Raw genomic sequence first — 26448 nt, forward strand, 5'->3', positions numbered from 1 at the left:
CAAGAGAGCGGGGCGAGGGAGAGGATAGACTTACGCCTTGCCGCCGGACTTCTCGCGGGTCTGGTTGACCTGCATCCTGGCGTAGACCTGCATCAGGCCGACTTCGTTCGACAGCGTCACGAGCTTGAAGCCCATGTTGATCGCGCGCACCGCGCCCTCGGCGCCGGAGCAGTGGATGCCCGGGTTAAGGCCGCGCTTGCCGCACTCCTTGATGATCTTCTCGTAGATCTTGAGGATCTCGGGCTCATCGCGATCGAGCTTCGGCACCAGACCGTAGGAGAAGCCGAGGTCGGACGGGCCGATATAGACGCCGTCGATGCCTTCGACATCGAGGATCGCTTCCATGTTCTCGACCGCGGTCTTGGTTTCCATCATCGGCAGCAGCACGATCTCGTCGTTGGCGGTCTGCTGATAGGTGCCGGCCGAGCCGTACATGCCGGCGCGGATCGGACCGTTGGAGCGCACGCCCTTCGGCGGATACTTGGCGTAGGAGACGAGGTTCTTGGCTTCCTGCGGCGTGTTGACCATCGGGCAGATCACGCCATAGGCGCCGCCGTCCAGCACCTTGCCGATGATGCCCGGCTCATTCCACGGCACGCGGACCATCGGCGTGACCGGATGGGCATGCATCGACTGGAAGCACTGCACCATCGACTGATAATCCTGCACGCCATGCTGCATGTCGACGGTGACGCTGTCGAAGCCGCATTGCGCGATCACTTCGGCCGAGAACCCGGAAGGGATCGCGAGCCACGCGTTCACCACCGCCTTGCCCGATGCCCAGACTTGCTTGACCTTGTTTGCCATTGATCGCGTTTCCCTTTGCGGTTTATTGGGGGACGAGCCTCAGCTGGTCGCCCGCTGGATCGAAACTTCGCTGACGCCGACTTCGCGCGCGGTATTCACTATCGCCGCCCAGGTGTCGTCAGGCAAGGGGATGCCATTCCTGGTGCGATCGGCACGGGTTTTCCGCTCGGGATCGCCCGGAACCAGCACGGAATCCGTGCCCGCGATCGGCTTGGTGGCGCGGATGAAATCGGTGTAGCGGGTGATTTCGCCGTCGAAGAAATTGCTGGTGTCGATCACCTTGGGATCGATGTAGAACGCCATCATGCCGTTGGCGAAGCGCCGGTCCGACGACGTCGCGCCGGTGCCGGTCAGCGCGCCGCCGAGCAGTTCGCAGATGAAGGCAAGACCCGAGCCCTTGTGATCACCGAAGGCGCGGATCGCGCCGGTTCCCTTGGTATGGTCGCGCGGCCCATCTGATGTGTACGGGCCATACAGCACATGCGGATCCTCGCTCAGCGTGCCGTCGGCATCGACGAGCGCGCCAATCGGCAGCTTCTTGCCGCCGCGGCTTGCGACCAGGCACTTGCCCTCGGCGACGACGGAGGTCGCGAAATCGAGCACGATCGGGTCCTGGCCCTGGCGCGGAATGCCGACGCAATAGGGCGCCGTCGACAACCGCTTCTCGACGCCGCCGTAAGGCGCGACCAAGAGCGAGCCCGCCGCAGTCACGAAATGAACAGACACAAGGCCTTCGGCGGCGGCCATTTCGGCCCAGTCGCCGACGCGGCCGAGATGGCCGGAGTTGCGCAACGCGACCGCAGCAAGCCCCGCCTTCTTGCACTTCTCGATGCCGAGTCTCACTGCAACCGGCGTGACGGTCTGGCCATAGCCGAACTTGCCGTCGACCACCGCGAGCGACGGCGTGTCGACCACGACCTCGGGGGTCTGGTTCGGCACGATCGAGCCCATCTTCTTCCACCTGACATAGACCGGCACGCGGATCACGCCGTGGCTGTCATGCCCGGTGAGGTTCGCGGTCGTCAGGTAGGTCGCGATGCGCTTCGCCTCTTCCGGAGAGGACTCCGAATGGGAAAACACTTCGGACACGAAGTTGATGAGATTATCGACCTTGATGGTGACCATGGACGGATAGCTCGCTTGATTAGGCGTGGGTTTTGGCGTGGCCGCCGAGATAGGCCGCGGCGATGGCTTCATTGCCCCACAATTCGTCGGGCTTGCCGCCCAGCACGATCCGCCCGGTTTCCAGGACGAAGCCATGGTCGGCGACTGAAAGTCCCATGCGCGCATTTTGCTCGACCAGCAAGACCGTGGTGTCCTTCCTGATCTGCGAAATGATGCGGAACACCGCCTGGACGATGACAGGCGCCAGCCCGAGCGACGGCTCGTCGAGCAGCAACAACCGCGGCTTGGCCATCAGCCCGCGCGCCACCGCCACCATCTGCAGCTGGCCGCCGGACAGCGTCCAGCCGAGCGCGTTGGAGAAGGCGCGGATGTCCGGGAACAGGTCGAACATCGCATCGGCCTCGCGCGAGATCTGCGACGCCCCGGCCTTCCGGTTCGACGCGCCGAGCATGATGTTCTCTTTCACGGTGAGGCCCGGGAATACGCGGCGGCCTTCCGGCACATGCGAAATGCCGAGCCGCGCGATCGCTTCCGGCCCGAGGCCTGCGATCGAGTGACCGTCGAACAGGATGTCGCCGGACGCGGGTTTGGCGAGGCCTGAGATTGCGCGCAGCGTGGTCGACTTGCCGGCGCCATTGGCACCGAGCAGCGTGACCACCTGCCCCTGCTCCACGGCGATGCTGACGCCGCGCAGCGCTTCGATCTCGCCGTAGCGGACCACGAGGTTGCGGATTTCGAGCAGCGGCATCATTCGCTCCCGAGATAGGCGGAGACGACGTCGGGATGACGCAGCACCGCCATGGACTCGCCGTCGGCGATACGGCGTCCGAAGTTCAGCACGGTGATGTGCTGGGCGGCTTCCGAAACCAGCGTCATGTCATGATCGATGATCAGGATTGTGAGGCCCTGCGCTGCGATGCGCTTGAGCAGCTCATGCAATTCGAGCTTCTCGGTCGAGTTGAGGCCGGCGGCTGGCTCGTCGAGCAGCAGCAGCGTCGGGTTCGACGCCAGTGCGCGCGCAATCTCGATCAGGCGCTGGTGGCCGTAGGAGAAGCTCGAGATCAGCTCGTTGGCGCGGTTGCCGAGGCCGACGAAGGTCAAAGCCTCCATCGCGCGCTCGGTCAGCGCATCGTCACCCTTCCCGATCATGGTGTTGCCGGGCCGCTCGGCCCCGATCTCGACGTTCTCCAGCGCGGTCATCGAGCGGAACAGGCGGATGTTCTGGAAGGTGCGGCCGAGCCCCGCCGCGGTGCGCTGATGCGGCGCCATGCTGGTGATGTCGGTACCGTCGAGCACGATCTTGCCCGCGGTCGCCTTGTAGAGACCGGACAGCACGTTCAGCGTCGTGGTCTTGCCGGAACCGTTGGGTCCGATCAGCGCGTGCACGCTGCCGCGCTTCACCGCGATATCGACGCCGTCGACCGCCTTGAGGCCGCCAAAATGCTTCGAGAGCCCGGTGACCTCGAGCACGATGTCGCCGCCAGTGGTCGCGGGCTTGAGCTGGAGCGCTCCGGCAACCGGCGGCGCCTTGGTGTGCGCGCGCCAACGCGTGAACGCGTCGGACACGAAGCCCCAGATGCCATCCGGCATGAAGCGGATGATCAGGATCACCGACAGGCCGTAGATCGCGAGGTAGAGACCGGGCACGCTCTTGAGGAAACGCAGCCATTCCGGGATCAGGATCAACAGCCCGGTGCCGATCGCCGAGCCGATCGGCGAGGCCACGCCGCCGAGCAGCGACATGGTCAGGAACTGAATGGATTCCGCGAACGAGAACTGATCCGGACTGACGTAAGCAAAGCCGCCGGCGAACAGGCCGCCCGCAAGCCCGCCGAGCACCGCACACACCGCGAAGGCGTAGACCTTGGTACGGAACACGTCGATGCCGTTGACGCCGGCCGCGAGCTCATTGTCGCGCACCGCACGCATGGCGCGGCCAAGCTTGGTGTCAGGCAGGTGCCAGACCAGATAGCCGACGATCGCAAGCATCGCGACGCAGAAGGCGAGATAGCTCTGCGAGGACTGGAACAGCTCGGGCCGCCGAATGTTGGCGACGCCGTCCGGCCCGTGGGTCAGGCCGATGGCGTTGATCATCACCAGCGTCACGATCTGCTGGAATGAGATCGTCACCATCGCAAGGTAATGGCCGCCGAGCCGCAGCGTCGACATGCCCAGAAACGCGCCGGCGACCAGCGTGATCGCGCAGGCACCGACCAGGCACAGCCAGAAGTTCAGATGCAGGTCGGCGGTGCCGAGGCCGACGGCATAGGCGCCGAAGCCGAAGAACGCGGCCTGCGCCAGGTTGATCTGGCCGCACAGGCCGAGCACGACCGACAACCCGAACACCGCGATCGAGAAGGTCGTGGCTTGCAGCAGGATGTTGAGGATGTAGCCGTCGAACTGCATGCCGGCGGCGAGCGCTACCAGCGCGGCTGCGCCGATGAAATACGGCAGATGACGGATGATCAGCGGTTTCGAGCGCACGGCGGGCGCCGGAATCGTGTTGTCGCTGGCGCTCATGCTTTCTCCGCGACCCGTTCGCCGAAGATGCCCTGCGGCCGGAACACCAGGAAAGCGATCAGCACCAGGAAGGCAAAGCCGTCCTTGTACGGCACCGAAATGTAGGCAGCGCCGAATGTCTCGATGACGCCGAGCGCGAGGCCGCCGACGATGGCGCCGGCGACATCGCCGAAGCCGCCGATGATGGTCGCGGCAAACGCCTTCAGCGCAATCGTCGAGCCCATCTGGATCGAGACGAACAGCACCGGCGCCACCAGGATGCCGGCGAGGCCGCCGAGCACGGCCGAATAGATGAAGGTGATCATGATCATGGTGGAGACGGAAATGCCGAGCAGCGAGGCCATCTCCTTGTCCTGCGAGGTCGCCTGCAGCTTCTTGCCGAGCAGCGTCTTCTCGAAGAACCAGAAGTTGAACAGCACCAGGAGGATGGTGACGCCGATGATCAACAAATACTGGCTGTCGAGATAGACCGGGCCGAGCTGGATGCCGGGCGTATCGAACCAGCCCTGCAGCACCTGCGGCTGCGGGCCGTAGATCGCAAGCACCGAGTTCGACAGCAGGATCGAGGCGCCGATGGTGGCGATGATGACGGGCAGATAGGTGCGGTGGCGCAGCGGATAGTAGACGCCGAGATTGAAGATGACACCGAACAGCGCCATGCCGGCGAGCGCGATCAGGAAGGACAGCCAGTAAGGCCAGCCGAGATCGACCGAGAACACCACCATCAGATAGGCGGCCACCATCGAGAATTCGCCTTGCGCGAAGTTCACCACGTTGGTGGCGCGGAAGATCAGCACGAAACCGAGCGCCACCAGCGCGTAGACCGCGCCGATGCCGATACCGGTGAACAGCAGTTGTAGTACCAGATCCATGACAGCGCTCGATCAGAACAGTGTGCGCAGAAGATCGGCCTCGCCGGTTTCGCCGGCGAGGCCGAGCCGCGATCAATCGTTGAAGTCGATGTGCTTGTCGTAGACGATCTTGCCCTTGTCGTTCTTCACGACATTGTAGCCGTGCAGGCCGTCGCCGTTCTTGTCGAAATTATACTCGCCTTCGGCACCGGCGAATTTCTGCGTCGCCAGGATGGCGTCGCGGATCTTGCTCGGATCGGTCGAGCCGGCCTTGTTGATCGCCGCCGACAGGATGGTGATCGCATCATACGGCCAGGCGGCCTGGTTGTCGGGCGCGGTCTTGTAGGCATCACGATAGGACTTGCCGAACGCCTTCGCGGTATCGCTCGAATCTTCGGCGAAGTCGGCGACCCCGTAGGTGCCGAACAGCGCCGGGCCGGCGAGCTTGGTCGAGGAGACCGCCACCACCGAGGGCGAGCCGACCCAGGGGATGTTGACGCCGAGTTGGCGCAACTGCCGAGCAAAGATGCCGAGATCGTTCTCGAAGGTGAAGTAGGTGCCGAGCACGTCGGCGCCGGACTGTTTCACGGCCAGCACGACCGGGGTGAAGTCCTGGCTCTGGTTGGCGTAGCCCTGATCGAGCACCGGCGGCGCACCGAGCTTGGTCAGCGCCTCGGTGAGGGCCTTGCCGCCCGCGGTGCCGAAGGCGTCGGTGGAATGGACGATCGCCCATTTCTTCTTGCCGAGCGTGTTGACGCCGAAGTCGGCGATCACGCGGCCGGAGTAATTGTCATTCGGACGGAAGCGGAACAGCCACGGATTGCCGGAATGGGTGAGATCGGGATTGGTGCCGCCGATCATCACGGGCTTGCCGACCTTGATCACGTCGGGCGCCATCGCCTGCACCTGGGTCGAACGGATCGAGCCGAGGAAGGCAACGATGTCGGACTGCGCGGCAAGCTTGGAGAACGCCAGCACGATGCCCGGATTGGTGGTCTGGTCGTCCTCGATGACGAGCTCGACCTGCTTGCCGAGCACGCCGCCGGCCTTGTTGACCGCGGCCAGCGCCAGCTTGGCGCCGTTCTGGGCCCAAAGGCCCTGCTCCGCGGCCGGTCCGGTCACCGGCACGCACATGCCGATCTTGATCGTCGCGCCCTGCGCCCAAGCGCTGCGCATCAGCGCGGGAGCAGCGAGACCTGCCGCCAAGCCGGCGGAAAACTCACGCCTCGTCAGTTTCATTCAATCCTCCCTTTGGTGCGCCGAACTTGCATGTCGGCTTCGTTGAGACGAGCTGACGCGTCGATCTGTTGCCCTATCCGCAGCCATCGATCGGCGCGGCGAACAAACGTGAGCCCCGCTGCAGCGCACAAGACGCGCAGCGGCGGCCATCAATCTGGCGTTTGACGTAGCTAAGCATGATTGCACATTGCACGCAATAGTCAAAAATTCTCTGGCAACGGTGCGTAAATGCCTGCTACCAGCGACCATGGCGGGATCACGTGATAGTGTGACCGGCGGGCAGTCATCGATGTCGATTCCAAGAGCGAAATCGCAGACCAGACGGAAACAGCCGGCCTACGCGCTGATCAAGAGCGCATTGGCAAGGCACATCCGGGCCGGCGACGTGCCACCCGGCACGGTTCTCTCCGAATCGGCGATCGCGACCTTGTTCGGCTCAAGCCGCTCGCCGGTGCGGCAGGCTTTCGAACAGCTCGAGCAGATCGGCCTGGTGCGCCGCTTCGACGGCCGCGGCGTCATCGCCGGCAAGCGCCAGGTCGAACCGCGGCGCGTCCCGATCACGCCGGAGATGTTCGGGCTGACCGACGGCCCCGTCGAGGCGGTGCGCAGCGACGCCTGGGATGCGCTCTATTACAAGCTCGAACGCGAGATCATCTACCGTTCGCTGTTCGGACGCTTCCGCGTCAGCGAGCTCGCATTGGCACGGCACTTTCGTGTGGGGCGCACGGTTGCGCGCAATCTGCTGCTACGTGCGCAGGCGATCGGAATCCTGGAGAAAGGCGCCAAGGCGCATTGGTATGTCGTGCCGCTGGATGAGGATCGCCTCCGCGACATCTTCGAGGTGCGCGCAACCCTCGAGCCGCTGCTGCTCAAATCCGCTGCGGCGAGAATTCCTGCGGCACTGCTCGACCGGATGGCGGAGCGGCTGCGCGAGGGGATCCAATTCCGCAGCCGCGTCGGCGTCGGCGAGCTCGATGAGATCGAGGGCGACCTCCACATCCGCTGCCTGGGTTACGGCGTCAATCGCGAGATGATTGAGGCGCTCAAGCGCACCCACTGCGCCTTCGTGATCGGCAAGCACATCCAGGTCGCGCTGACCGCGCCGCAGATCGATTCCTTCATGGACGAGCATCTGGTGATCTTCGAAGCCCTGCGCGCGCGCGACGGCGAAGCGGCCGCCGCGACCCTGCGCCGCCATATCGAGTGGTCGCACTCCAAGGTCGCCGGCTGGATCGCCGAATTCCGTGCCATCAACGTGATCTCCCGCGTGCCCTACATGGCCTGAGCGGCATTGCCGCGCATCGGCTACTCGTCGGCCTCGGCTTCGGCGTCATCGGCCGAGCCCATTGCGGCGAGGCTTGCCTCCAGCGCGCCCAGCATTTCGTGCAACTCGGCAAGCTTGCGCGCGCCATATCGCCTTGTGATCTCGGCGTAGATCGCCTCTGACGTCGGCGCCACCGCCTCGATCAGCTTCAACCCCTTGGCCGAGATCGAGACCACCGCGCGCCGCCCGTCGTTCTCCGCCGCCTTGCGCTCGATCAACGCGCGGGCCTCGAGATCGCGCAGGATTCGCGACAGGCTCGGGCCGAGCAGAAACGCCACGCGGGCGAGCTCGGTGACCTCGATCTCGTCGACCGCGGTGAGCGCACGCAAAATCCGCCACTGCTGCTCGGTCAGCCCGTGATTGCGCAGCGACGGACGGAACTGCCGCATCACCGCCTCGCGCGCCCGGAGCAGCGACATCGGCAGCGAGCGGGAGAACTCGCGCATCGGGGTCCGTCGCGACGAGGCGTCGTCGCCCTGCCCCGGCCGGATCTCATCCAATTTCTTGCGCGCCATCGCCTAATCCACCGCAACAAAATTTTGCGTTGCAACATGCCCTGATTCAGTTTGCGGGAAATCACTTAACATGTTAATCATCTTCCGACATCCACTTTTGTGTAGCACGCATGGCCCTCTCCAAGGACGATATCCGCGCTGCAGCCCAACGGCTCGACAACGCGGAAAAGACCCGCAAGCAAATCCGCCAGCTGTCGCTGGAACACCCCCGCATCACCCTCGAAGACGCCTACGCGATTCAGAAGGCCTGGGTCGAGATGAAGGTGGCGCAGGGCCGCGTCGTCAAGGGCCACAAGATCGGCCTGACCTCGAAGGCGATGCAGAGCGCGCTCAATATCGACGAGCCTGACTCGGGCATCCTGCTCGACGACATGTTCTTTGCCGATGGCGGCCTGGTGCCGACCGATCGCTTCATCGCAACCCGCGTCGAGGCCGAGCTCGCCTTCGTGATGAAGCATCGCCTGGAGGGGCCGAACTGCACGCTGTTCGACGTGCTCAACGCCACCGACTTCGTGGTGCCCGCGCTAGAGATCCTGGATACCAGGGTCGAGCGCGTCGACCCCGAGACCAAGGCAACGCGCAAGATCTTCGACACCATCGCCGACAACGCCGCCAATGCCGGCATCGTGCTCGGCGGCCGGCCGATCCGCCCGCTGGACGCCGATCTGCGCTGGATCGGCGCGCTCTGCTTCCGTAACGGCCAGCTCGAGGAAACCGGTCTGGCTGCCGGCGTGTTGAATCATCCGGCGACCGCGGTGGCATGGCTTGCCAACAAGATCGCGCCGAACGGGCTGGCGCTGGAGGCCGGGCAGATCGTGCTGGCAGGCTCCTTCATCCGCCCGATCGAGACCCGCAAGGGCGACACCATCCAGGCCGACTACGGACCTTACGGTTCCGTGAGCTGCTACTTCGCCTGACGCACTCAGCAGGAGAGCTGCATGCCGCATTTCACGATTGAATACTCCGCCAATCTCGACGGCCTCGTCGACATGGGCGCTACCGTCGAACTGGTCCGCAAGGCCGCGGTCGAGACCGGCATCTTCCCGCTCGGCGGCATCCGGGTCCGCGCCGTCAGATGCGAGCACTACGCGATCGCCGACGGCCGCAAGACCTACGGCTTCCTCGACATGGTGCTGCGGCTCGGCGAAGGCCGCGACCTCGCCACCCGCAAGAAGGCCGGCGAGCATATCTTCAAGGCGCTGTCCGCCCATCTCGATCCGGTATTCGCCAACAGCAAGTTCGCTCTGTCGTTCGACATGCAGATCAACGACAAGGAAACGAGCTGGAAACGCAACAACATCCACGAGGCACTGAAGGTGGAGACGGTCAATGGATAAAGCCACCCCAAAATCCACAGCTGACCTGTTCCAGGCCAACCGCGATCGCGCCGGTCCGCTGCTCGCCAAGCTGAAAGCCGAAGGCATCGGCCATGTGATCGACGGCAAGGTCGTGCCGGCGGCTTCCGGCCAGACCTTCGAGACCAAATCGCCGATCGACGGCACCGTGCTGGCGACCGTCGCGCGCGGCAACGCGGAGGATATCGACCGGGCGGCCACAGCCGCGTCCAAGGCCTTCAAGGCCTGGCGCGACATGCCGGCGGCGCAGCGGCGCAAGCTGCTGCATCGCGTCGCTGACGCGATCGAGGAGCGCGCCGACGACATCGCCGTGCTCGAATGCATCGACACCGGCCAGGCGCACCGCTTCATGGCCAAGGCGGCGATCCGCGCCGCCGAGAACTTCCGCTTCTTCGCCGACAAATGCGGCGAAGCCCGCGACGGCCTCAACACGCCCTCGGACGAGCACTGGAACATCTCGACCCGCGTGCCGATCGGGCCGGTCGGCGTGATCACGCCGTGGAACACGCCGTTCATGCTCTCCACCTGGAAGATCGCACCTGCGCTGGCGGCGGGCTGCACGGTCGTACACAAGCCGGCGGAATGGTCGCCGGTGACCGCCGATCTGCTGGTCAAACTCGCAAAACAGGCCGGTCTGCCCGACGGCGTGTTCAACACCGTGCACGGCTTCGGCGAGGACGCCGGCAAGGCACTGACCGAGCACCCCGCGATCAAGGCGATCGGCTTCGTCGGCGAGAGCACGACGGGCTCCGCGATCATGGCGCAGGGCGCGCCGACCCTGAAGCGCGTGCATTTCGAGCTCGGCGGCAAGAATCCGGTGATCGTGTTCGATGATGCCGATCTCGACCGCGCGCTCGATGCCGTCGTGTTCATGATCTACTCGCTCAACGGCGAGCGCTGCACCTCGTCGAGCCGGCTGCTGGTCCAGGAGAGCATCGCCGAAAAATTCATCGAGAAGCTGACCGCGCGCGTGAAGGCGCTCAAGGTCGGTCACCCCCTCGATCCGGCGACCGAGATCGGGCCGCTGATCCACGAACGGCACTTCGCCAAGGTCTGCAGCTATTTCGACGTCGCCAGGCAGGACGGCGCGACGATCGCGGTCGGCGGCAAGCCGCATGACGGTCCGGGCGGCGGGCACTACGTGCAGCCAACCCTCGTCACCGGCGCCAACGCGACAATGCGCGTGGCCCAGCAGGAAGTGTTCGGTCCGTTCCTGACCGTGATCCCGTTCAAGGACGAGGCTGACGCCGTCGAGATCGCCAACGGCGTGCAGTACGGCCTTGCCGGCTATGTCTGGACCGGCGACGTGGGCCGCGCGCTGCGTGTCGCGGACGCGCTCGAAGCCGGCATGATCTGGCTCAACTCGGAAAACGTCCGCCACCTGCCGACCCCGTTCGGTGGCATGAAAGCGTCCGGCATCGGCCGCGACGGCGGCGACTACTCGTTCGACTTCTACATGGAAACCAAGCACGTCTCGCTCGCGCGCGGGACGCACAAGATTCAGAAACTGGGAATGTGATTGCACGTCGTTCTGGGGCGCGAAGCGAACCCGGAACCTCGAGATTCCGGGTTCGATGCTGCGCATCGCCCCGGAATGACGGATAAAATTGAGGGAACACGCCATGCCGGTGCCAACACACGTCTTCGATCCGCCGTTCAACATCATCCGCTGCAGCCATGCCGTGCTCGACGTCACGGATTTGGAGAAGAGCGCCGCCTTCTACGAGAAGACCGTCGGCCTCCATATCGAGGACCGCGACGACAAATCGGTGTATCTGCGTGCCAGCGAAGAGCATCAGCATCACTCGGTCGTGCTGCGCAAGGCGGCGAAAGCTGCCTGCAACCGCCTCGGTTTCAAGGTCGGCAATGACGGCGACCTTGACAAGGCGGCGGCGTTTTTCTCCGAGAACGGCATCGCCTATGCCTTCGTCGACCAGCCGTTCCAGGGCCGCACGCTGCAATTCACCGATCCGTTCGGCTTCCAGATCGAGCTCTACGCCACGATGGAGAAGCGCCCGCATCTCTTGCGGCGCTACGACCTCTACAAGGGCTGCCATCCGCAGCGGCTCGACCATTTCAACGTGTTCGCCGCCGAGGTGCAGGACACCGTCGACTTCTACGCCCGGCTCGGCTTCCGCCTCACCGAATATGCCGAGGAGGACGGCGACAACGGCCGCATCGCAGCCGCCTGGATGCACCGCAAGGGCAATGTCCATGACTTCGCCATCACCAACGGCCGTGGCCCGCGCCTGCACCACATCGCCTATTGGGTGCCGACCGCGATGAACATCGTGCATCTCTGCGACGTGATGGCCTCCTCCGGCTTCCTCGCGAACATCGAGCGCGGCCCGGGCCGGCACGGCATCTCCAACGCCTTCTTCCTCTACATCCGCGATCCCGACGGCCACCGCATCGAGCTCTACACCAGCGACTATTTCACCGGCGATCACGACCATGAGCCGTTGCGCTGGTCGCTGCGCGATCCGCGCCGCCAGACGCTGTGGGGCGCACCGGCGCCACGCTCCTGGTTCGAGGAAGGTTCGACCTTCGCCGGCCAGGCCGTGCGCGAGCCGCGCTTCGTCGCCGACGTGCTGGTTGCGGATTAGTGAACAAGACTCCATCCCCTCGTCGTCCCGGCCGAGTGCGCGGTTGCGCACGGAGCCGGGACCCATAACCACCGGCCCGTGTTTTGGACAAGATCGTCGCCCAGCGTGCCCGAATGTGAAGCCGGTGGTTATGGGTCCCTGCCTTCGCAGGGACGACACCAATTGTGGGACTACCAATGCCCTCTCCTCGCCTCGCCACCTATTCCGTCAACGGCGTCACGCAATATGGCGCCGTCACCGACACCGGCATCGTCGATCTCTCGTCACGCTTCGCCAAGGACTATCCGACCTTGCGCGAGGCGATCGCCGCCGGTGGGCTGACGCGGCTCGTGGAGGACGCCGCCAAGCGATCGCCCGACCACGCGCTCGACGCGGTGGCCTGGCAGCCGCCGATCCCGGCGCCGGAAAAGATCATCTGCATCGGCGTCAACTATCCGGACCGCAATGCCGAATACAAGGACGGCTCGGACGCGCCGAAATATCCGAGCATGTTCCTGCGGGTGCCGCGCTCCTTCGTCGGCCACAACACGCCGGTGGTACGGCCGCGGGTCTCGCCACAGCTCGACTACGAGGGCGAGCTGGTGCTGGTGATCGGCAAGCCCGGCCGGCATATCGCGGAGAGCGCCGCGCTCGATCACATCGCCGCGATCACGCTCTGCAACGAAGGCACCATCCGCGACTGGGTGCGCCACGCCAAGTTCAACGTCACCCAGGGCAAGAATTTCGATTCCACCGGCAGTCTCGGCCCCTGGATCGTGCCCTACACCAGCGAGGCGCAGATCGCCGACATCCGCCTGACCACGCGGGTGGACGGCGAAGTCAGGCAGGACGACCGCACCTCGCGCTTGATCTTCGGCTTCCGCTACCTCATCAACTACATCTCGACCTTCACGACGCTGGTTCCCGGCGACATCATCGTCACGGGGACGCCGACCGGCGCGGGTGCGCGGTTCGATCCGCCGCGCTACCTGAAGCCCGGCGATGTCGTCGAGGTCGAGGCCGAAGGCGTCGGCGTGCTGCGCAACAGCGTCGTCGACGAAGCCAGCTAACCTCGCAAGCAAGTGGACAGTGCCATGACCTCTACATCCGGCGGCGAAGCGATCGTCAACGGCCTCGTCGCCCACGGCGTCGACACCGTGTTCGGCCTGCCCGGCGCGCAGATCTATGGCCTGTTCGATGCCTTCCACCAGGCGCAGCTCAAGGTGATCGGCGCCCGCCACGAGCAGGCCTGCGGCTACATGGCGTTCGGCTATGCCCGCTCCTCAGGCAGGCCCGGCGTGTTCAGCGTGGTGCCCGGCCCCGGCGTGCTCAACGCCTCGGCGGCGCTGCTCACCGCATTCGGCTGCAACGAGCCGGTGCTGTGCCTGACCGGCCAGGTGCCGACGCAATTCCTCGGCAAGGGCCGCGGCCACCTGCACGAGATGCCGGACCAGCTCGCGACCTTGCGCACCTTCGTGAAATGGGCGGACCGGATCGAATATCCTGACAACGCGCCCGCGATGGTGTCGCGCGCGTTCCAGGAAATGCTGTCGGGCCGACGCGGTCCCGCCTCGCTGGAAATGCCGTGGGACGTGTTCACCCAGCGCACCCAGGTCGCACCCGTCAAGCCGTTCGACCCGTTACCGGCGCCGCAACCGGATCCTGACCGCATCAAGGCGGCCGCCGATCTGATCGCCGGCAACAAGGCGCCGATGATCTTCGTCGGTAGCGGCGCCATCGAGGCCCGCGAGGAGATCCTCGAACTGGCCGAGATGATCGACGCGCCGGTCGTCGCCTTCCGCAGCGGCCGCGGCATCGTCTCCAACGCGCATGAACTCGGGCTCACCATGGCCGCGGCCTACAGACTGTGGCCTAAGACCGATCTGATGATCGGCATCGGCACCCGCATGGAGCTGCCGACCATGTCGCGCTGGCCTTATCAGCCGGCCGGCCTGAAATGCGTGCGCATCGACATCGATCCGGTCGAGCTGCGCCGCTGGCCGGCCGATGCCGGCGTGATCGCGGACGCCAAGGCTGGTACCGCCGACCTCATCGCGGCCGTGCGCAAGGCCGGCTACGGCAAGACCTCGGGCCGCCGTACCGCGATCCGCGAAGCGACCGCGGCCACCGAGCAGGAGATCCAGCGCATCCAGCCGCAGATGGCCTACCTGAAGATTCTGCGCGAGGTGCTGCCGGCCAACGCCATCGTCACCGACGAGCTGTCGCAGGTCGGCTTCGCCTCCTGGTACGGTTTTCCGATCTACGAGCCCCGCACCTTCGTCACCTCGGGCTATCAGGGCACGCTCGGCTCGGGCTTCCCGACCGCACTCGGCGCCAAGGTCGCCAACCCGAACAAGCCGGTGGTCGCGATCACCGGCGACGGCGGCTTCATGTTCGGCGTGCAGGAGCTCGCCACTGCCGTGCAGTTCAAGATCGGCGTGGTGACGCTGGTGTTCAACAACAACGCCTATGGCAATGTCCGCCGCGACCAGCGCGAGCGCTTCGACGGCCGCGTCGTCGCCTCGGACCTGGTCAACCCTGATTTCGTCAAGCTCGCGGAGTCCTTCGGCGTCGGTGCCGCGCGCGTCACCTCGCCCGATCACTTCCGTCCTGTGCTGGAGAAGGCGCTGGCCGACGGCGGGCCCTACGTGATCTCGGTGGAAGTGCCGACGGATTCGGAAGTGAGCCCCTGGGCGTTCATCCATCCGGCGCGGAACAACTAGGCGTTTTTCAAGCCGCGTTGCAGCCGCGACGAGGCGATCACCAGCAGGCCGGCGCCGGCGACCGACCAGCAGGCGACCGGCGCCCAGTGCACCAGCGGCGCATAGTCCGGTAGCTTCTGCAGGCCGCCCGCGACCGCCGCCATCCGCGCAAAGGTCGCGAGCGCCAGCGCCGAGAACACGAGGCCCGTGACCTTGCCTTCGGCGCCGGTCTCCCCGATCGCAAGCGCTGCGGACACCGCGCTCATCAGCATGCAGCCCCAGGCTGCCCCCGCCATGAACTGCGCCACGATCAGGACGTTGAGGCTGCCCGCAATCTCCGCGGCGATGATGGCGAATGCGCCGAGCAGTCCCGCGGCGCCCATCACGATCAAACCGCCGCGATGCTTGACGACGAGGCTCGCCGGAAACATCGCGATGTTGAAGCCGATCCAGAACACCGGCATCAGCCACTGCAGTTCATCTGCTTTGGCAAAGCGCAAATAGAACGGAGCGCTGTTGATGTTGAAATGCAGCTGATAGCCGAGCGAGAGCAGCACCATCGACCCGATCAGGAACATCGGCACCGCGCCGAGCCGCTTGGCCGGTGGCGCAGGCCGCTCCGGCTGTACGTCCCCGGCGATGCGGCGCTCGATCCCTGAAAACGCGAGCGCGGTCAGCAACAGCACGGCGCCGGACAGCACGAACGGCAGGCGTGCATCATGATCGCGCAGCACGACGGCGAGATAGGGCGAGACCGCGCCCGCGAGCCCGTGGCCCAGCATCGCCAGCGCCGCGAGGAACGGCACTGACGGTTGCGCGCGATACTTGCCGAGCAGCGTCAGCGGCGGCGCGCGCAAGGCCGACGATGTGACCGCCCAGATCACGATCAACACGATCAGCCAGAGTTTCGCGCCCGGACCGGTGCCGGCCACATAAGGCAGCGCGACGAAGGCGGCGCAGGAGAGCGCGGCGAGGATGCCGACAAATACGCCGAGACGGCCGACCAGGATCGCAATCCTGTCGGCGGCCATGCCCATCGCGGTATCGGTGACGGTGAAGATAGCCTGATCCATCATCAAGATCAGGATGACGGTGGACGGCGCGATGCCGACATCGGCGCACAGCTTGGGCAGGTAGATCAGATAGGTAGTCCAGCCCAACGTGAACACAAGCTGCAGCACGGCGAGATAGACGCCGGTGCGGTTGACGGCGCGGTCGGCCTTGGTGGTCATGGTCCGATTTTAGACCACCTCACCCATTTGCGGGAGGGGGAGCTAGCGTACCTTGCGGAAGGTCAAATTGATGCGCTGGCGGCCGAGCACGCTGTGCTCGCCATCAGCGAGCGCCGCGACGCCGTGATAAAATAGCCGCGACGGGCCGCCCCACACCGCGACATCGCCGTGTTCGAGCCGATAGCGGCGCGGCGTATCGCTGCGCTTCAGGCCGCCGAACAGGAAGATTGCCGGCAGCCCGAGCGAGATCGAGACGATCGGCGCGCCGTAGTCGAGCTCGTCCTTGTCCTGGTGCAACGACAATTTTGCACCGGGCACATAGCGGTTGATCAGGCAAGCCTGCGGCGCAAAACCGTTGAAGCCGGCCTCTGCGGCGGCATCGGCGGCGAGCCTGCACAACACCTCCGGCATTTCAGGCCAGGGCTGTCCCGAGTCCGGATCGATCGGATCATAGCGATAGCCGCTGGGATCGGAGACCCAGCCGACGCTGCCGCAATTCGTCATCGCGACCGACATCCGGTGGCCGCCCGGCGTGATCAGGTGCCGGAACGGCGCCTGCTTGACGATAATGCGCAAGGCCGGGATCAGCTCGGCCTCGAACGGCCGCACAAAGCCACGCAGCAGCACCGCACCGTCCGCGATGGTCTCGCGCGGCGGCCGTGCATCGCCAATCGTCTCGAACAGATCAGCAGCCACGCCTCTGCACACTCACTTTGCGTCGTGGAAGATCACACCAACGGTGTGGCGATGGCCGGACCTGATCCGGCTGACGCCATGGCGCAGATTGACACGATACGGCCCGCGCGTCCCCTGGACCGGACGATGATGCACGGCAAACGCCACCGCATCGCCCTTGGAGAGCGGCACCACCTCGGGCCGCGACTGCATCCGCGGTCGTTGCTCGGTCAGCACGAACTCGCCGCCCGTGAAATCGCGACCCGGCTCCGACAACAGGATCGCGACCTGGATCGGAAATACGTGCTCGCCGTAGAGATCCTGATGCAGGCAATTGTAGTCGCCCTCGCCATATTGCAGCAGCAGCGGCGTCGGCCGCGTCTGCCCGGCGTCATGGCAGCGCTTCAGGAACGCCGCGTGCGACGGCGGATAGCTGATCCCGATCCCCATCGTCTCGTTCCAGCGATTGGCGGTCGCGGTCAGCTGCGTATACAGCGCCGGCCGCAGCTCCGCGACCAGCTCCGGCAGCGGATAGGAGAAGTACTTGTACTCGCCGCGGCCGAAGCCGTGGCGGCCCATCACGACCCGGCTGCGGAAGCGGCTGTCGTCGGGATAGAACCCGGCGATGGTGTCGCACTCCTCAGGCGTTAGCACGCCACCCAGGACGGCGCAGCCCTGCCCGTCGAGGTCGGTCGTGATCTGGTCCCAGTCGAGCCCGTCGACACGGGCGGGGATGCCGGTGGCTGGGCGGGTGAGATTTTTGGCTGTTGCTGTCATGAGGCGGAATCTGGCCCATGAGCGCGGCTGGCGCCACCCGATTTCCGATCCAAATATGCCGAGAACGGTGCCACAATCGCGGTGTCGTCCTGGCGAATGCAGGGACCCATAATCACAGGTGCTGGTTGCGAGAAAGCCATTTGGCCGCGTGCCCTTTGCGAAAGCCGCGGCGTATGGGTCCCTGCTTTCGCACTATGGCATGCACAGATCTGGTGTGGCGGATTGACTCGGGGCGGGCTGGGGGGATTCCAGAATCGCCCATTGATGTGATTCCTATTACGGCACTTCGGTTTGGACGGAGTGTCAGCATGTTGTTGCGGATCGACTGGACGTTGGGCAGATTCGGGGATCGTCGTCTCGACAAAGGGGGGCGGCGTTCGTCGGACGCATGGTCGCGGGCAAGGACGTCTGCCTGCGGCGACTTTGCAAGGGTGACCGCGCGCTGGAGGTGCGGTTCAACCGCTTCCTCGGCAACACCAAGGTAACAGCGGAGCGGATCATCGAAAGCTGGAGCGAAAGCACGGTTGCAGCGGTCGTGGGCCGCCATGTGTTGGCGATCCAGGACACCAGCGAGATCCACTTCAACACCACGCCGCAACGCCGGCGCGGGCTCGGAGAGATCGCCAAGGGCAACAGCTACGGCGTGCTGCTGCATCCGATGCTGGCGGTGGATGCGGACGCCGGCACCTGCCTCGGCCTTTTGAGCGGCGAGGTGTGGACGCGCGAGGGCCGCCGCACCGTCTCGCACGACCTGCGCGAGCTGTCGGACAAGGAATCGCAGCGCTGGATGTCTACTGTGATCGCCGCCAAGCCACTGCTCGCCGGCGCTGCGATGGTGACCGTGATCGGTGACCGCGAGAGCGACATCTTTGCCCTGTATGCCAGCGCGGCCGAGCAGCAATGCCACGTGATCGCCCGCAGCATGCATGATCGCAAACTGGCCGACGCGAGCGGCCTGTATGCGGTCAGCGATGCCATGGCTGCGGTGGATCAGCGCGCCATCCAGTTGCCTGCCCGCGCGTCGCGACCTGCGCGTCAGGTTCAGCTCGAGCTGCGCTTTGGCGCCATCGAGCTTGCCCGACCCCAGACCAAGTTCCTGCGCCATTTGCCCCAAAACCTGCCGCTGGCCGTCGTCGACGTGCGCGAGGTCGGCGCCTCCAGCGTCGAGCCGCTGCATTGGCGGCTCCTCACCTCTCACCCGATTGCCAAGGCTGAAGACGCCTGGCGGATCGTTGAGTGGTACAAGCAGCGCTGGCTCATCGAGCAGTTCTTCCGCGTCCTCAAAACCCAAGGTTTCAGGCTCGAAGACAGCCAGATCGCCTCCGCCGACCGGCTCCTCAAGCTGGTCGCCATCGCCGCCAAGGCCGCCGTCATCACCATCCAGCTCCTGCAAGCGCGCAACGGCAGTCGGCAGCCGCTCCACATCGTCTTCAATCCTGGCGAGGTCGCTGCCCTCGTCGCCCTCAATCAGCAGCTCGAAACCAGCAGCAAACGGCTCAAGAATCCGCATCCGCCAGACTGCCTCGCATGGGCCGCATGGATCATCGGCCGCCTCGGCGGATGGGATGGCTATCCTTCGTCCAAGCCGCCAGGCCCGATCACGTTCAAGAACGGCCTCGAATACTTCCACGCTGTCGCCACCGGATGGAGCCTCAGAGATCTGTGCATGCCCTAGTGCTTTCGCAGGGACGACGTGCGGAGGAAGTGCCCGCTAGCTCTCGACAGGATCACGCGCGGAAGGAAATCAACCCCTGACCGGCAGCGTCACCACATCATATCCATGGCTGATCTTCCGCTTCAGCACCGGGTCTTCCAGCTCGAACTCGAAGCGGCTGGCGGGGCGGATACCGCCCTTGGCCGCGAAGGTACCGCCGAACATGGCGCAGCCATCGGGCAACGTGCCCTTGTCGAAGCCGCGCGCGATCAGGTCCTTGACCGGCAGCATGTGATCGAGCGTGCCTTCCTGGTAGAGCACGCGCTGGCCGCCGATTGTGGCCCAGGAGCGCAGGATCAGCCGGTCCCAATGGCCGATGACGTCCTCGAGCTCCCACAGCTCAGCCGCCATCGGCTTGTCGCACATCTGCTTCGACACCGTGACGCTGTAGCTCTCGACATTGCGGTCGGTGTGGTCCGAGCCGCAGCCGACGAAAATGCGCCCCTGCCAGCCGATCAGCACGAACTCGACCTCGCCGCTCGAATCCTCGCCGCAGACCTCGATCGTGTCGGCGAAGGTGAGCCGGCGCGCCGAGCAACGATAGTAGATCGGCGTGGTCGCGGGCCGCGCGATGCCGAGCGCTTCGAGCTCGGCGATATGCTTGTCGCGCGCCACCGGATCGCGGCCGGTCCAGCCGGCGATCACGGCCTGTTTGATTTCGAGCGTGAGCGGCGTCGCGACGCCCTTGTCGTCGACATTGAAGGTGAGATCAAACACGGATGACGGTCTCCATTCCGGCCGCAAGCTCGAAGATGCGGCGATCCGAACCGCCCGCGGCGGCGAGCATCAGGCCGACCGGTGCCTCGCCCTCGCGATGCGCCGGCAGCGAGATGGCGCAGCCATCGAGCACGTTGATCAGCGAGGGATTGCGCAGCGCGCGCAAATTCTCCGTGGCGAACGCCTTGTCGTCGGCGAGGCTCGCAATGGTCGGCGGCAGGTTCGCCGTGGTCGGCAGCACCATCGCGTCATAGGGCGCGATGCGCGCCTCGGTGTGCGCGATGAACGAGCGGCGCGCATTGAGCAGATCGATATAGTCGGCGGCCAGAAAGCCCTCGCCGCGCTGGATCCGCACCGCGACGCGCGGATCGTAGATGTCGCCCTTGCTGGCCAGCAGGAAGCGGTGCCAGGCATAGCTCTCGGCCGCGGAAAACCCGCCCTTGGTGTTCATCATGCCGACATCGAGCAGTTCAGGCACTTCGATGCGCTCGATCAACGCGCCGGCGCGCGACAACGAAGCAAGCGCGCGCTCGAAGGTCTTTGCGACGGCATCGTCGAGGTCATCGAGCACGACCGTGGTCGGCACCGCGAGCCGCATGCCCTTTACCGGGCGCGGGGTGACCGGCGTCACCGGCTCGTCGGCCAGCACCGCGTCGAGCACGGCACAGCAGGCGACCGAATTGGCCAGCGGGCCGCAGCTGTCGAGGGTGAACGACAGCGGCACGCCGCCATCGAGCGGAATCCGGCGCTGCGTCGGCTTGTAGCCGACGATGCCATTGAAGGCGGCCGGAATCCGGCAGGAGCCGCCGGTGTCGGTGCCAAGCGCGCCGAACGCCATGCCGTCGGCGATCGAGACCGCAGCGCCGGAGGACGAGCCGCCGGGCACATGGCCGACGCTCCGGTTCCAGGCGCTCTTCGGGGTGCCGTAATGCGGGTTGATGCCGATGCCGGAATAGGCAAACTCGGTCATGTTGGTGCGGCCGATCACGATGAAGCCGGCGCGCTTGAGCCGTGCCACAGCAGGCGCATCGGCATCTGCCGGCGCGGAATCATCCAGCGCGCGGGAGCCGGCGCGCGTCACCTGCCCCTTGATGTCGAACAGATCCTTGATCGAGACCGGAATGCCGGCAAAGGGCGACGGCGCGGCGTTGGCCTTGCGCAGCCGGTCCATGGCGTCGGCAGCTTCCAGCGCCGCCTCGCGGTCGACATGGATGAAGGTGCGCTGGCCCTCGCCGGACGGATCGGCGATCCTGGCGATGCATTGCTCGACGAGCTTGCGGGCAGAGGTCGCGCCGCTGGCGAGGTCGGCGGCAAGGGAGGCGAGTGTCGGATTTTTCGGCATGGCTTTCACTTTAAGGCTTGCACTTCACGGCTTGCCGGCTGGCAGTCTTGCAGCTGATTGTCGCGCGAACCGGCGCCGATTTCCAGATCGGTGCCGGCATCACTTCAGCCCGAAATAGGCCCGGTGCAGCTCTTCGTTGCCGCTCATTTCGGCAACCGTGCCGGAGAAGCGGATCCGCCCGCCTTCCAGCACGAACACGCGGGTGGCAATCTCAAGAAAACCGATATTTTGCTCGGCGATCAAGAGCGCAAGTCCGCGGCCCTGCAGGCTCGACAGAGCGCGAAGCACCTCCTTGACGAACAGCGGCGACAGCCCGGCCGAGGGCTCGTCCATGACCAGCAGCTTCGGCTCGGCCGACAGCGCCTTGGCGATGCCGAGCATCTTGCGCTGGCCGCCGGACAGGCTGGAGGCCGGGTCGCGGCGCTTGTCGCGCAGCACCGGGAACAGGCCGTACAGTTCGTCGACCCGCGCGCCCGGATTGGCATGGCCGAGCGCCTGCGCGCCGACGCGGATGTTCTCCTCGATCGACAAATCGGGGAATACCGCAAGCTCCGACATGTAGGTCATGCCGCGTTTCATGCGGTCCGAAGATCGCATTCGCGTGATGTCCTCGCCGCCGAGCTTGATGTGCCCACTGCGGGCTTCGATCAACCCGACCAGCGACTTCAGGAAGGTGGTCTTGCCCGCGCCATTGGCGCCGAGCAACAGCACGGTCTCGCCGGGGCGGACGTCGAGATCGACGCCCCACAGCACCTGCATGGTGCCGTAGCCGGCATCGACGCCCCTGGCGTCCAGAAGCGATGCTGCATCAGTGGGCATGCTCGCCTCCCAGGAATACCTCGATCACCTGTGGCTCACGTACTGCGGTGGCAAGCGTGCCTTCGAAAATCTCCTTGCCCGCATTGAGCACGATGACGCGGTCGGTGATCTGCTCGATGAAGCCCATCAGATGCTCGACCACGATGATCGCCATGCCGGTCGCGGCCAAGGCCTTGATGCGGCCGGCGATCCAGTCGAGCTCCGCCGGATTGAGACCGGCCGCGAGCTCGTCGAGCAGCAACAGCCGCGGGCGTGTGGCGAGCGCGCGGGTGAGATCGAGCATCTTCTGCTGCGCGCTGTTGAGATCGGCGGCGGGGCGGTCGGCGACCTCCTTTAGCCGGTACTCCTCAAGCAGCTCGGCGATCGACGGCGGCGTGCCGGTCGCGCCGCCATAGGCAAGCGCCACCTGGATGTTCTCGCGCACCGTGAGCGACAGGAACGGCTTCGGCACCTGGAAGGTGCGATTGATACCGCGGTGAACCAGTCTGTGCGAGGCGACGCCGCCGGAAGACGCGCCGTCGAACACGACCTCGCCGCCATCGGGCGCATAGAGACCGGAGATCACGTTGATCGCCGTGGTCTTGCCGGAGCCATTCGGACCGACCAGGCCAAGAATCTCGCCCGGCACGACGTGAAAGCTCAGGCCATCGAGCGCGTGGAAGCCGCCGAAGCGTTTGACCAGCTTCGAGACCTTGAGGATGGAGTTTTGCTCAGGGGACATGCCACCCCCTGCGCGTTGCCAGCGACACCAGCCCTGCGGGCAGGAACAGCACCAGTCCCATGATCAAGAGGCCGTAGATCAGCTGGAAATATTGCGGCGTGGTGAAGCCGATCAGATTGTAGATGCCGTAGAGGATCAGCACGCCGACGATCGGTCCGGTGATGGTGGCGACGCCACCGAACAGCGCGAACACGATCGCGAAGATGCTGAACTCGCCGGAGAACACGTTGTCGGGATAGAAGACCGAGACGTACCAGGCATAGATGCCGCCCGCCAGCCCCGCGACCAGCGCCGAGGCAAGCCAGGCGATCACCCGCATCTTGATGATGTTGACGCCGGCCATCGAGGCCGACACCGCGTCCTCACGCACGGCCTGCAGCGCAAGGCCGAACGGCGAGTTCTTGAGATAGACCACCGCGCCGACCGTCAGCGCCATCACGACAACGGCGGCATAATAGGCGTGGGTCGGGTTGAACGTGCCGGTGAGCGACACCCCGTAGGGGCCCTTGGTGATCCCCTCCAGCGCCGGATTGGCGACGAAGTGCAGCACCGCAAGCGAGGCCGCAAGATTTGCGATCGCAAAATACGCTCCCGACAGCCGCAGCAGCGGCGTCAGCAACAGGCCGAGCGCAACCGCGACGCCGCCGCCGACCAGCACGGCCAGCGGCGCCGGCGTCTGCAGATGCATCACCATGATGGCAAAGCCATAGGCGCCGGCCCCGAAGAAGCCGACATAGCCGAACGGCAGATAGCCGGTGAAACCATAGATGATGTTCACGCCCTGCGCGAGGATCAGGAAGATCACGAAGTTGAACAGCAGCAGATGGTTTTGATAGACGCCGGGCAGCAGCGCGAACACCACCACCAGCGGCGCCAGGATGAACAGCAGGTGTTTCGATGCGTTACGCAACGCGCACCCGCCTTCCGAGCAGACCGCTCGGGCGCAACAACAGGATCACGATCAACAACACATAGGGCAAGAGGTCGGCCCAGGAACTGAGATAGGTCTGCACCAGCATGTAGCAGAGGCCGTAGACGACGCCGCCGAGCGCGGTGCCTAAGGGATTGCCGAGCGAGCCGAGCACCACGATCGCAAACGACGTCACCGTCGCATCGGCGCCGAAGGCCGGCGTCACCGAGCCGAACATGAAGGGCGCGAACACGCCGGCAACCGCCGCGATACCGAGCCCGATGCCGAACGCCGCCGCCGAGATGCGATCGACATCGATGCCGGTCGCCAACGCCTCGTCACGGCGTGACATCACCGCGCGGGTCAGGGTGCCGAGCCGCGTGTGGTAGAGATAGAGATAGACAAACCCAATCGCGATCAGGCTGGTGATGGCCGCGATCACCCAGGGCGCGGGAAATCCCTGGCCGAAGATCTGGATCGGCCCTGCCCCGCCGGCCTTGCCGCCGAACCATTTGACCTTGATCGTGGTGAACACGGTGCCGAGCAACCGGCTCTGGATCGATCGCTCGCTGGTGCCGGCGAAGATCGTGGTGACGGCCTCGATCACCTGCGACAGGCCGAAGAACAGGATGATCGACAGCATTTCCGGGTTGGCCGAGCCCTGCAGCCGCGGCACCAGCACCCAGTACAGCAGCACGCCCGCCAGCACGAAGACCATGAAGGCCAGCGGCACCGCGAACAACGGGTCGATGCCGGCGATGCCGACCACGCCGAGCGCGATGAAGGCGCCCAGCATCAGGATGTCGCCATGCGCAAGATTGACGATGCGCATGACGCCGAACACGAGATTGAGACCGATGCCGACCAGGCTGAAATACAGCCCGAACAACACGCCGGCAACGAGCGCATAGGTCATGCTATCGCTCGCCGCCGAAGGTTACGCTAGAGCTATTTCCGTTCCGATGGAATCGGAACGGAGCTCTAGGCTTTTGTTTCGACGCGTTTTCTTCACGCGAACCGGTATCCACTTCGCTCGAAAACGCTCTTGCCGCACCCACCTGCATCACGGCGCCGGATAGATCGGCTTGCCGGTCGCGGTCTCGTGCGGATAGATCGAGACGAACTTGATGTGATCGTGCTCGTCGACCGTGAGCTGGCCGAGCGGCGTCAACTCGCCGATCTGGCCGCCGGTCTCGTCCAGCGCGAAGGTGCCGTCGAGGGTCTTGAGCTGCCCGCTGAGCGAGAACACCGCGCGGCGCAGCTCCATCTGGTCGAGGCTGGTCGCAACCGACAGCGTCTTCTCGATCACCAGCGCAGTGGTGTAGCCGGCCACCGCGTTGAAGCCGAACTCCATCTTGCCGTCGTTGTACTTCTTCAGCCAGGCGGCGCGGAAATCCTTCATGTTCATCCCGAAATTGACGGGATAATCCAGCTCGGACGGCGGCACATAGGTCCAGACATGCTCGAGGCCCTTGGCGCCGACGTTCTTCTCGAGCAGCTCGGTCTCGAGGCCGGCATAGATCGCGAACAGCATCTTGAACTTGGTGCCGACGTCCTGGACGTTGCGCAGGAAGGCGATGTCGTTCGGCGCGTAGCCGAAATGGATCACCGCGTCGGGATTGGTGTTGCTGATATTGTTGATGATGACGTTGTAGTTAGTAGTCTCGGTCGGAACCCCCTGATCGTAGACGATCTCGATCGGCGCGCCGGACTCCTTGACGAACTTGCGGAACGCGTTGGCCTGGGTGCCGGTGAACTCGTTGGTCGCGTAGAGGATGGCGATCTTCTTGATGCCGAGGCCAGGGCCGTCATGGCTGATGAAATCCGCCACCGGCTTCGGCCAGACAGTCGACACCGGATCGGCCATCAGCGCGATGTAGGGATTGTCCTTGGAGAAGAAGCTCGCGCCGGTGCCGGTCTGGTCGAACAGGAACATCTTGTGGTCGCGCGCGATCGCAACCGCGGGCGCCGTCAGCACCGATCCGGAATCGGCGACCAGGAGGTCGACCTTATCCTGGGTGACGAGCTGATTATAAAGCGTCGAGGCGGTCGCGGTGTTGCTCTGGTCGTCATAGGACACGAGCTTGATCGGGATCTTCTTGTCGAACGCCTTCACGAAGACGCCACCCTCGGCGTTCTTCTGCTCGACCCACAATTTGAGCGAGCTGTAGACCGGCATCGAGATCGAGGCGTAGCGCCCCGAGGACGCGTAGAGCGTGCCGATCTTGATCTCCGACGGTGCGTCGGCGGCGATTGCCTGCGTGGCAAATGCGAGGCTGGCAGCGAGTGCCGCGCCGATGATCCTCAGCATGATATTATTCCTCCCGGGTATCTTGGACGTCTCGTGGACCGGTCCTTCGACGCATCTTGGACCGCGGCCCTTCTACGCGCCGGACCGGAGCGACACAAGCATCGCGGCCTTAGCAATTGTGCGAGGGGCGGAATATGCGGCATGCGCGGGACACAGGCCGCTGCGCGGGGCGTGGATGGACCGTTGACGGCCGTTGGTCCGATGGCG

At 65.1% G+C, this 26448-nt stretch carries 25 protein-coding genes; 8 read left to right on the forward strand and 17 right to left on the reverse strand.

Annotation, left to right across the window (positions count from 1 at the left end; genetic code table 11):
• Positions 1–30: 30 nt before the first annotated feature.
• The 6 genes from ACE10Z_RS30810 to ACE10Z_RS30835 form a co-directional block, all read right to left on the reverse strand.
• Positions 31–807, reverse strand: coding sequence for an HpcH/HpaI aldolase/citrate lyase family protein (locus tag ACE10Z_RS30810; RefSeq protein ID WP_092125098.1), 777 nt, complete (start codon positions 805–807; stop codon positions 31–33).
• Between the two features lie 39 nt (positions 808–846).
• Positions 847–1932, reverse strand: a complete 1086-nt coding sequence (locus ACE10Z_RS30815) for a malate/lactate/ureidoglycolate dehydrogenase (RefSeq protein ID WP_375784129.1) — start codon at positions 1930–1932, stop codon at positions 847–849.
• 19 nt (positions 1933–1951) lie between these two features.
• Complete coding sequence (locus ACE10Z_RS30820; protein WP_375784130.1) at positions 1952–2680, reverse strand: ABC transporter ATP-binding protein; 729 nt, start codon at positions 2678–2680, stop codon at positions 1952–1954.
• Positions 2680–4452, reverse strand: coding sequence for an ATP-binding cassette domain-containing protein (locus ACE10Z_RS30825; RefSeq protein ID WP_375784131.1), 1773 nt, complete (start codon positions 4450–4452; stop codon positions 2680–2682). Before ACE10Z_RS30825 ends, ACE10Z_RS30820 begins: the two co-directional genes overlap by 1 nt.
• Positions 4449–5324 carry a branched-chain amino acid ABC transporter permease gene (locus tag ACE10Z_RS30830; protein ID WP_029082157.1) on the reverse strand — a complete coding sequence of 292 codons (876 nt, stop codon included), beginning with the start codon at positions 5322–5324 and terminating at the stop codon, positions 4449–4451. The genes ACE10Z_RS30825 and ACE10Z_RS30830 overlap by 4 nt, the downstream gene beginning before the upstream one ends.
• A 72-nt stretch (positions 5325–5396) precedes the next feature.
• On the reverse strand, positions 5397–6542 hold the full coding sequence (locus ACE10Z_RS30835; protein ID WP_375784132.1) for an ABC transporter substrate-binding protein: 1146 nt from the start codon (positions 6540–6542) through the stop codon (positions 5397–5399).
• Between the two features lie 289 nt (positions 6543–6831).
• Here ACE10Z_RS30835 and ACE10Z_RS30840 point away from each other — a divergent pair, with 289 nt between their 5' ends.
• Positions 6832–7827: a GntR family transcriptional regulator gene (locus ACE10Z_RS30840; RefSeq protein WP_375784133.1), complete on the forward strand. Its 996-nt coding sequence runs from the start codon at positions 6832–6834 to the stop codon at positions 7825–7827.
• Positions 7828–7847: 20 nt separating this feature from the next.
• Here ACE10Z_RS30840 and hpaR read toward each other — a convergent pair whose 3' ends face one another.
• A complete protein-coding gene (gene hpaR, locus ACE10Z_RS30845; RefSeq protein WP_375784134.1) occupies positions 7848–8381 on the reverse strand; it encodes a homoprotocatechuate degradation operon regulator HpaR in 534 nt (177 codons plus the stop codon).
• A gap of 110 nt (positions 8382–8491) precedes the next feature.
• Here hpaR and hpaH point away from each other — a divergent pair, with 110 nt between their 5' ends.
• From hpaH to ACE10Z_RS30875, 6 genes are all read left to right on the forward strand, one after another.
• Positions 8492–9298, forward strand: a complete 807-nt coding sequence (hpaH, locus tag ACE10Z_RS30850) for a 2-oxo-hept-4-ene-1,7-dioate hydratase (RefSeq protein ID WP_375784135.1) — start codon at positions 8492–8494, stop codon at positions 9296–9298.
• A 21-nt stretch (positions 9299–9319) separates the two neighbouring features.
• Positions 9320–9718, forward strand: a complete 399-nt coding sequence (locus tag ACE10Z_RS30855) for a 5-carboxymethyl-2-hydroxymuconate Delta-isomerase (RefSeq protein ID WP_375784136.1) — start codon at positions 9320–9322, stop codon at positions 9716–9718.
• Positions 9711–11255 (forward strand): 5-carboxymethyl-2-hydroxymuconate semialdehyde dehydrogenase, encoded by a 1545-nt coding sequence (gene hpaE, locus ACE10Z_RS30860; protein WP_375784137.1) that lies wholly within the window; start codon positions 9711–9713, stop codon positions 11253–11255. Before ACE10Z_RS30855 ends, hpaE begins: the two co-directional genes overlap by 8 nt.
• Positions 11256–11358: 103 nt before the next feature.
• Complete coding sequence (gene hpaD / locus ACE10Z_RS30865) at positions 11359–12342, forward strand: 3,4-dihydroxyphenylacetate 2,3-dioxygenase (protein WP_298369923.1); 984 nt, start codon at positions 11359–11361, stop codon at positions 12340–12342.
• A 176-nt stretch (positions 12343–12518) separates the two neighbouring features.
• Positions 12519–13391 (forward strand): fumarylacetoacetate hydrolase family protein, encoded by an 873-nt coding sequence (locus ACE10Z_RS30870; protein WP_375784138.1) that lies wholly within the window; start codon positions 12519–12521, stop codon positions 13389–13391.
• A 24-nt stretch (positions 13392–13415) separates the two neighbouring features.
• Positions 13416–15044, forward strand: coding sequence for a thiamine pyrophosphate-dependent enzyme (locus tag ACE10Z_RS30875; RefSeq protein WP_375784139.1), 1629 nt, complete (start codon positions 13416–13418; stop codon positions 15042–15044).
• Here ACE10Z_RS30875 and ACE10Z_RS30880 read toward each other — a convergent pair.
• Genes ACE10Z_RS30880 through ACE10Z_RS30890 form a run of 3 tightly spaced genes read right to left on the reverse strand, consistent with a single transcriptional unit; the run spans position 15041 to position 17707 of the window.
• Complete coding sequence (locus ACE10Z_RS30880; protein WP_375784140.1) at positions 15041–16255, reverse strand: MFS transporter; 1215 nt, start codon at positions 16253–16255, stop codon at positions 15041–15043. The genes ACE10Z_RS30875 and ACE10Z_RS30880 overlap by 4 nt on opposite strands.
• A 42-nt stretch (positions 16256–16297) precedes the next feature.
• Positions 16298–16951 carry a DNA oxidative demethylase AlkB gene (gene alkB, locus ACE10Z_RS30885; protein WP_375784141.1) on the reverse strand — a complete coding sequence of 218 codons (654 nt, stop codon included), beginning with the start codon at positions 16949–16951 and terminating at the stop codon, positions 16298–16300.
• A gap of 12 nt (positions 16952–16963) precedes the next feature.
• On the reverse strand, positions 16964–17707 hold the full coding sequence (locus ACE10Z_RS30890; RefSeq protein WP_375784142.1) for a 2OG-Fe(II) oxygenase: 744 nt from the start codon (positions 17705–17707) through the stop codon (positions 16964–16966).
• Between the two features lie 388 nt (positions 17708–18095).
• Between ACE10Z_RS30890 and ACE10Z_RS30895 the strand changes: the two genes are divergently transcribed.
• Positions 18096–19382, forward strand: coding sequence for an IS4 family transposase (locus ACE10Z_RS30895; RefSeq protein WP_375783368.1), 1287 nt, complete (start codon positions 18096–18098; stop codon positions 19380–19382).
• A gap of 69 nt (positions 19383–19451) precedes the next feature.
• Here the strand turns inward: ACE10Z_RS30895 and ACE10Z_RS30900 are convergent, their stop codons facing one another.
• The 7 genes from ACE10Z_RS30900 to ACE10Z_RS30930 form a co-directional block, all read right to left on the reverse strand.
• Positions 19452–20138 (reverse strand): DUF2848 domain-containing protein, encoded by a 687-nt coding sequence (locus tag ACE10Z_RS30900; RefSeq protein WP_375784143.1) that lies wholly within the window; start codon positions 20136–20138, stop codon positions 19452–19454.
• Positions 20131–21480 carry an amidase gene (locus ACE10Z_RS30905; RefSeq protein ID WP_375784144.1) on the reverse strand — a complete coding sequence of 450 codons (1350 nt, stop codon included), beginning with the start codon at positions 21478–21480 and terminating at the stop codon, positions 20131–20133. Before ACE10Z_RS30905 ends, ACE10Z_RS30900 begins: the two co-directional genes overlap by 8 nt.
• 99 nt (positions 21481–21579) lie before the next feature.
• Positions 21580–22299, reverse strand: coding sequence for an ABC transporter ATP-binding protein (locus ACE10Z_RS30910; RefSeq protein ID WP_375784145.1), 720 nt, complete (start codon positions 22297–22299; stop codon positions 21580–21582).
• Positions 22289–23020 carry an ABC transporter ATP-binding protein gene (locus ACE10Z_RS30915; protein WP_375784146.1) on the reverse strand — a complete coding sequence of 244 codons (732 nt, stop codon included), beginning with the start codon at positions 23018–23020 and terminating at the stop codon, positions 22289–22291. Before ACE10Z_RS30915 ends, ACE10Z_RS30910 begins: the two co-directional genes overlap by 11 nt.
• On the reverse strand, positions 23010–23930 hold the full coding sequence (locus tag ACE10Z_RS30920; protein WP_375784147.1) for a branched-chain amino acid ABC transporter permease: 921 nt from the start codon (positions 23928–23930) through the stop codon (positions 23010–23012). Before ACE10Z_RS30920 ends, ACE10Z_RS30915 begins: the two co-directional genes overlap by 11 nt.
• The gene (locus tag ACE10Z_RS30925; protein WP_375784148.1) at positions 23923–24846 is read right to left on the reverse strand and encodes a branched-chain amino acid ABC transporter permease; all 924 of its coding nucleotides are present in this window, start codon (positions 24844–24846) and stop codon (positions 23923–23925) included. The genes ACE10Z_RS30920 and ACE10Z_RS30925 overlap by 8 nt, the downstream gene beginning before the upstream one ends.
• A 147-nt stretch (positions 24847–24993) precedes the next feature.
• The gene (locus ACE10Z_RS30930; protein ID WP_375784149.1) at positions 24994–26241 is read right to left on the reverse strand and encodes an amino acid ABC transporter substrate-binding protein; all 1248 of its coding nucleotides are present in this window, start codon (positions 26239–26241) and stop codon (positions 24994–24996) included.
• Between the last annotated feature and the right edge of the window lie 207 nt (positions 26242–26448).

Origin of the sequence: Bradyrhizobium sp. Pha-3 (assembly GCF_042258615.1) — a bacterium.
Lineage (GTDB): Bacteria > Pseudomonadota > Alphaproteobacteria > Rhizobiales > Xanthobacteraceae > Bradyrhizobium.

What these genes read in the sequence shown, in the direction of transcription:
- ACE10Z_RS30840 (WP_375784133.1), top strand. Translation starts at nt 6,832, where the DNA reads ATGTCGATTCCAAGAGCGAAATCGCAGACCAGACGGAAACAGCCGGCC.
- ACE10Z_RS30835 (WP_375784132.1), bottom strand. Translation starts at nt 6,542, where the DNA reads ATGAAACTGACGAGGCGTGAGTTTTCCGCCGGCTTGGCGGCAGGTCTC.
- ACE10Z_RS30820 (WP_375784130.1), bottom strand. Translation starts at nt 2,680, where the DNA reads ATGCCGCTGCTCGAAATCCGCAACCTCGTGGTCCGCTACGGCGAGATC.
- ACE10Z_RS30875 (WP_375784139.1), top strand. Translation starts at nt 13,416, where the DNA reads ATGACCTCTACATCCGGCGGCGAAGCGATCGTCAACGGCCTCGTCGCC.
- ACE10Z_RS30905 (WP_375784144.1), bottom strand. Translation starts at nt 21,480, where the DNA reads ATGCCGAAAAATCCGACACTCGCCTCCCTTGCCGCCGACCTCGCCAGC.
- ACE10Z_RS30925 (WP_375784148.1), bottom strand. Translation starts at nt 24,846, where the DNA reads ATGACCTATGCGCTCGTTGCCGGCGTGTTGTTCGGGCTGTATTTCAGC.
- ACE10Z_RS30830 (WP_029082157.1), bottom strand. Translation starts at nt 5,324, where the DNA reads ATGGATCTGGTACTACAACTGCTGTTCACCGGTATCGGCATCGGCGCG.
- hpaD (WP_298369923.1), top strand. Translation starts at nt 11,359, where the DNA reads ATGCCGGTGCCAACACACGTCTTCGATCCGCCGTTCAACATCATCCGC.
- ACE10Z_RS30895 (WP_375783368.1), top strand. Translation starts at nt 18,096, where the DNA reads ATGGTCGCGGGCAAGGACGTCTGCCTGCGGCGACTTTGCAAGGGTGAC.
- ACE10Z_RS30880 (WP_375784140.1), bottom strand. Translation starts at nt 16,255, where the DNA reads ATGACCACCAAGGCCGACCGCGCCGTCAACCGCACCGGCGTCTATCTC.
- ACE10Z_RS30930 (WP_375784149.1), bottom strand. Translation starts at nt 26,241, where the DNA reads ATGCTGAGGATCATCGGCGCGGCACTCGCTGCCAGCCTCGCATTTGCC.
- hpaH (WP_375784135.1), top strand. Translation starts at nt 8,492, where the DNA reads ATGGCCCTCTCCAAGGACGATATCCGCGCTGCAGCCCAACGGCTCGAC.
- ACE10Z_RS30890 (WP_375784142.1), bottom strand. Translation starts at nt 17,707, where the DNA reads ATGACAGCAACAGCCAAAAATCTCACCCGCCCAGCCACCGGCATCCCC.
- ACE10Z_RS30815 (WP_375784129.1), bottom strand. Translation starts at nt 1,932, where the DNA reads ATGGTCACCATCAAGGTCGATAATCTCATCAACTTCGTGTCCGAAGTG.
- ACE10Z_RS30910 (WP_375784145.1), bottom strand. Translation starts at nt 22,299, where the DNA reads ATGCCCACTGATGCAGCATCGCTTCTGGACGCCAGGGGCGTCGATGCC.
- hpaR (WP_375784134.1), bottom strand. Translation starts at nt 8,381, where the DNA reads ATGGCGCGCAAGAAATTGGATGAGATCCGGCCGGGGCAGGGCGACGAC.
- ACE10Z_RS30870 (WP_375784138.1), top strand. Translation starts at nt 12,519, where the DNA reads ATGCCCTCTCCTCGCCTCGCCACCTATTCCGTCAACGGCGTCACGCAA.
- ACE10Z_RS30810 (WP_092125098.1), bottom strand. Translation starts at nt 807, where the DNA reads ATGGCAAACAAGGTCAAGCAAGTCTGGGCATCGGGCAAGGCGGTGGTG.
- ACE10Z_RS30855 (WP_375784136.1), top strand. Translation starts at nt 9,320, where the DNA reads ATGCCGCATTTCACGATTGAATACTCCGCCAATCTCGACGGCCTCGTC.
- hpaE (WP_375784137.1), top strand. Translation starts at nt 9,711, where the DNA reads ATGGATAAAGCCACCCCAAAATCCACAGCTGACCTGTTCCAGGCCAAC.
- ACE10Z_RS30915 (WP_375784146.1), bottom strand. Translation starts at nt 23,020, where the DNA reads ATGTCCCCTGAGCAAAACTCCATCCTCAAGGTCTCGAAGCTGGTCAAA.
- ACE10Z_RS30825 (WP_375784131.1), bottom strand. Translation starts at nt 4,452, where the DNA reads ATGAGCGCCAGCGACAACACGATTCCGGCGCCCGCCGTGCGCTCGAAA.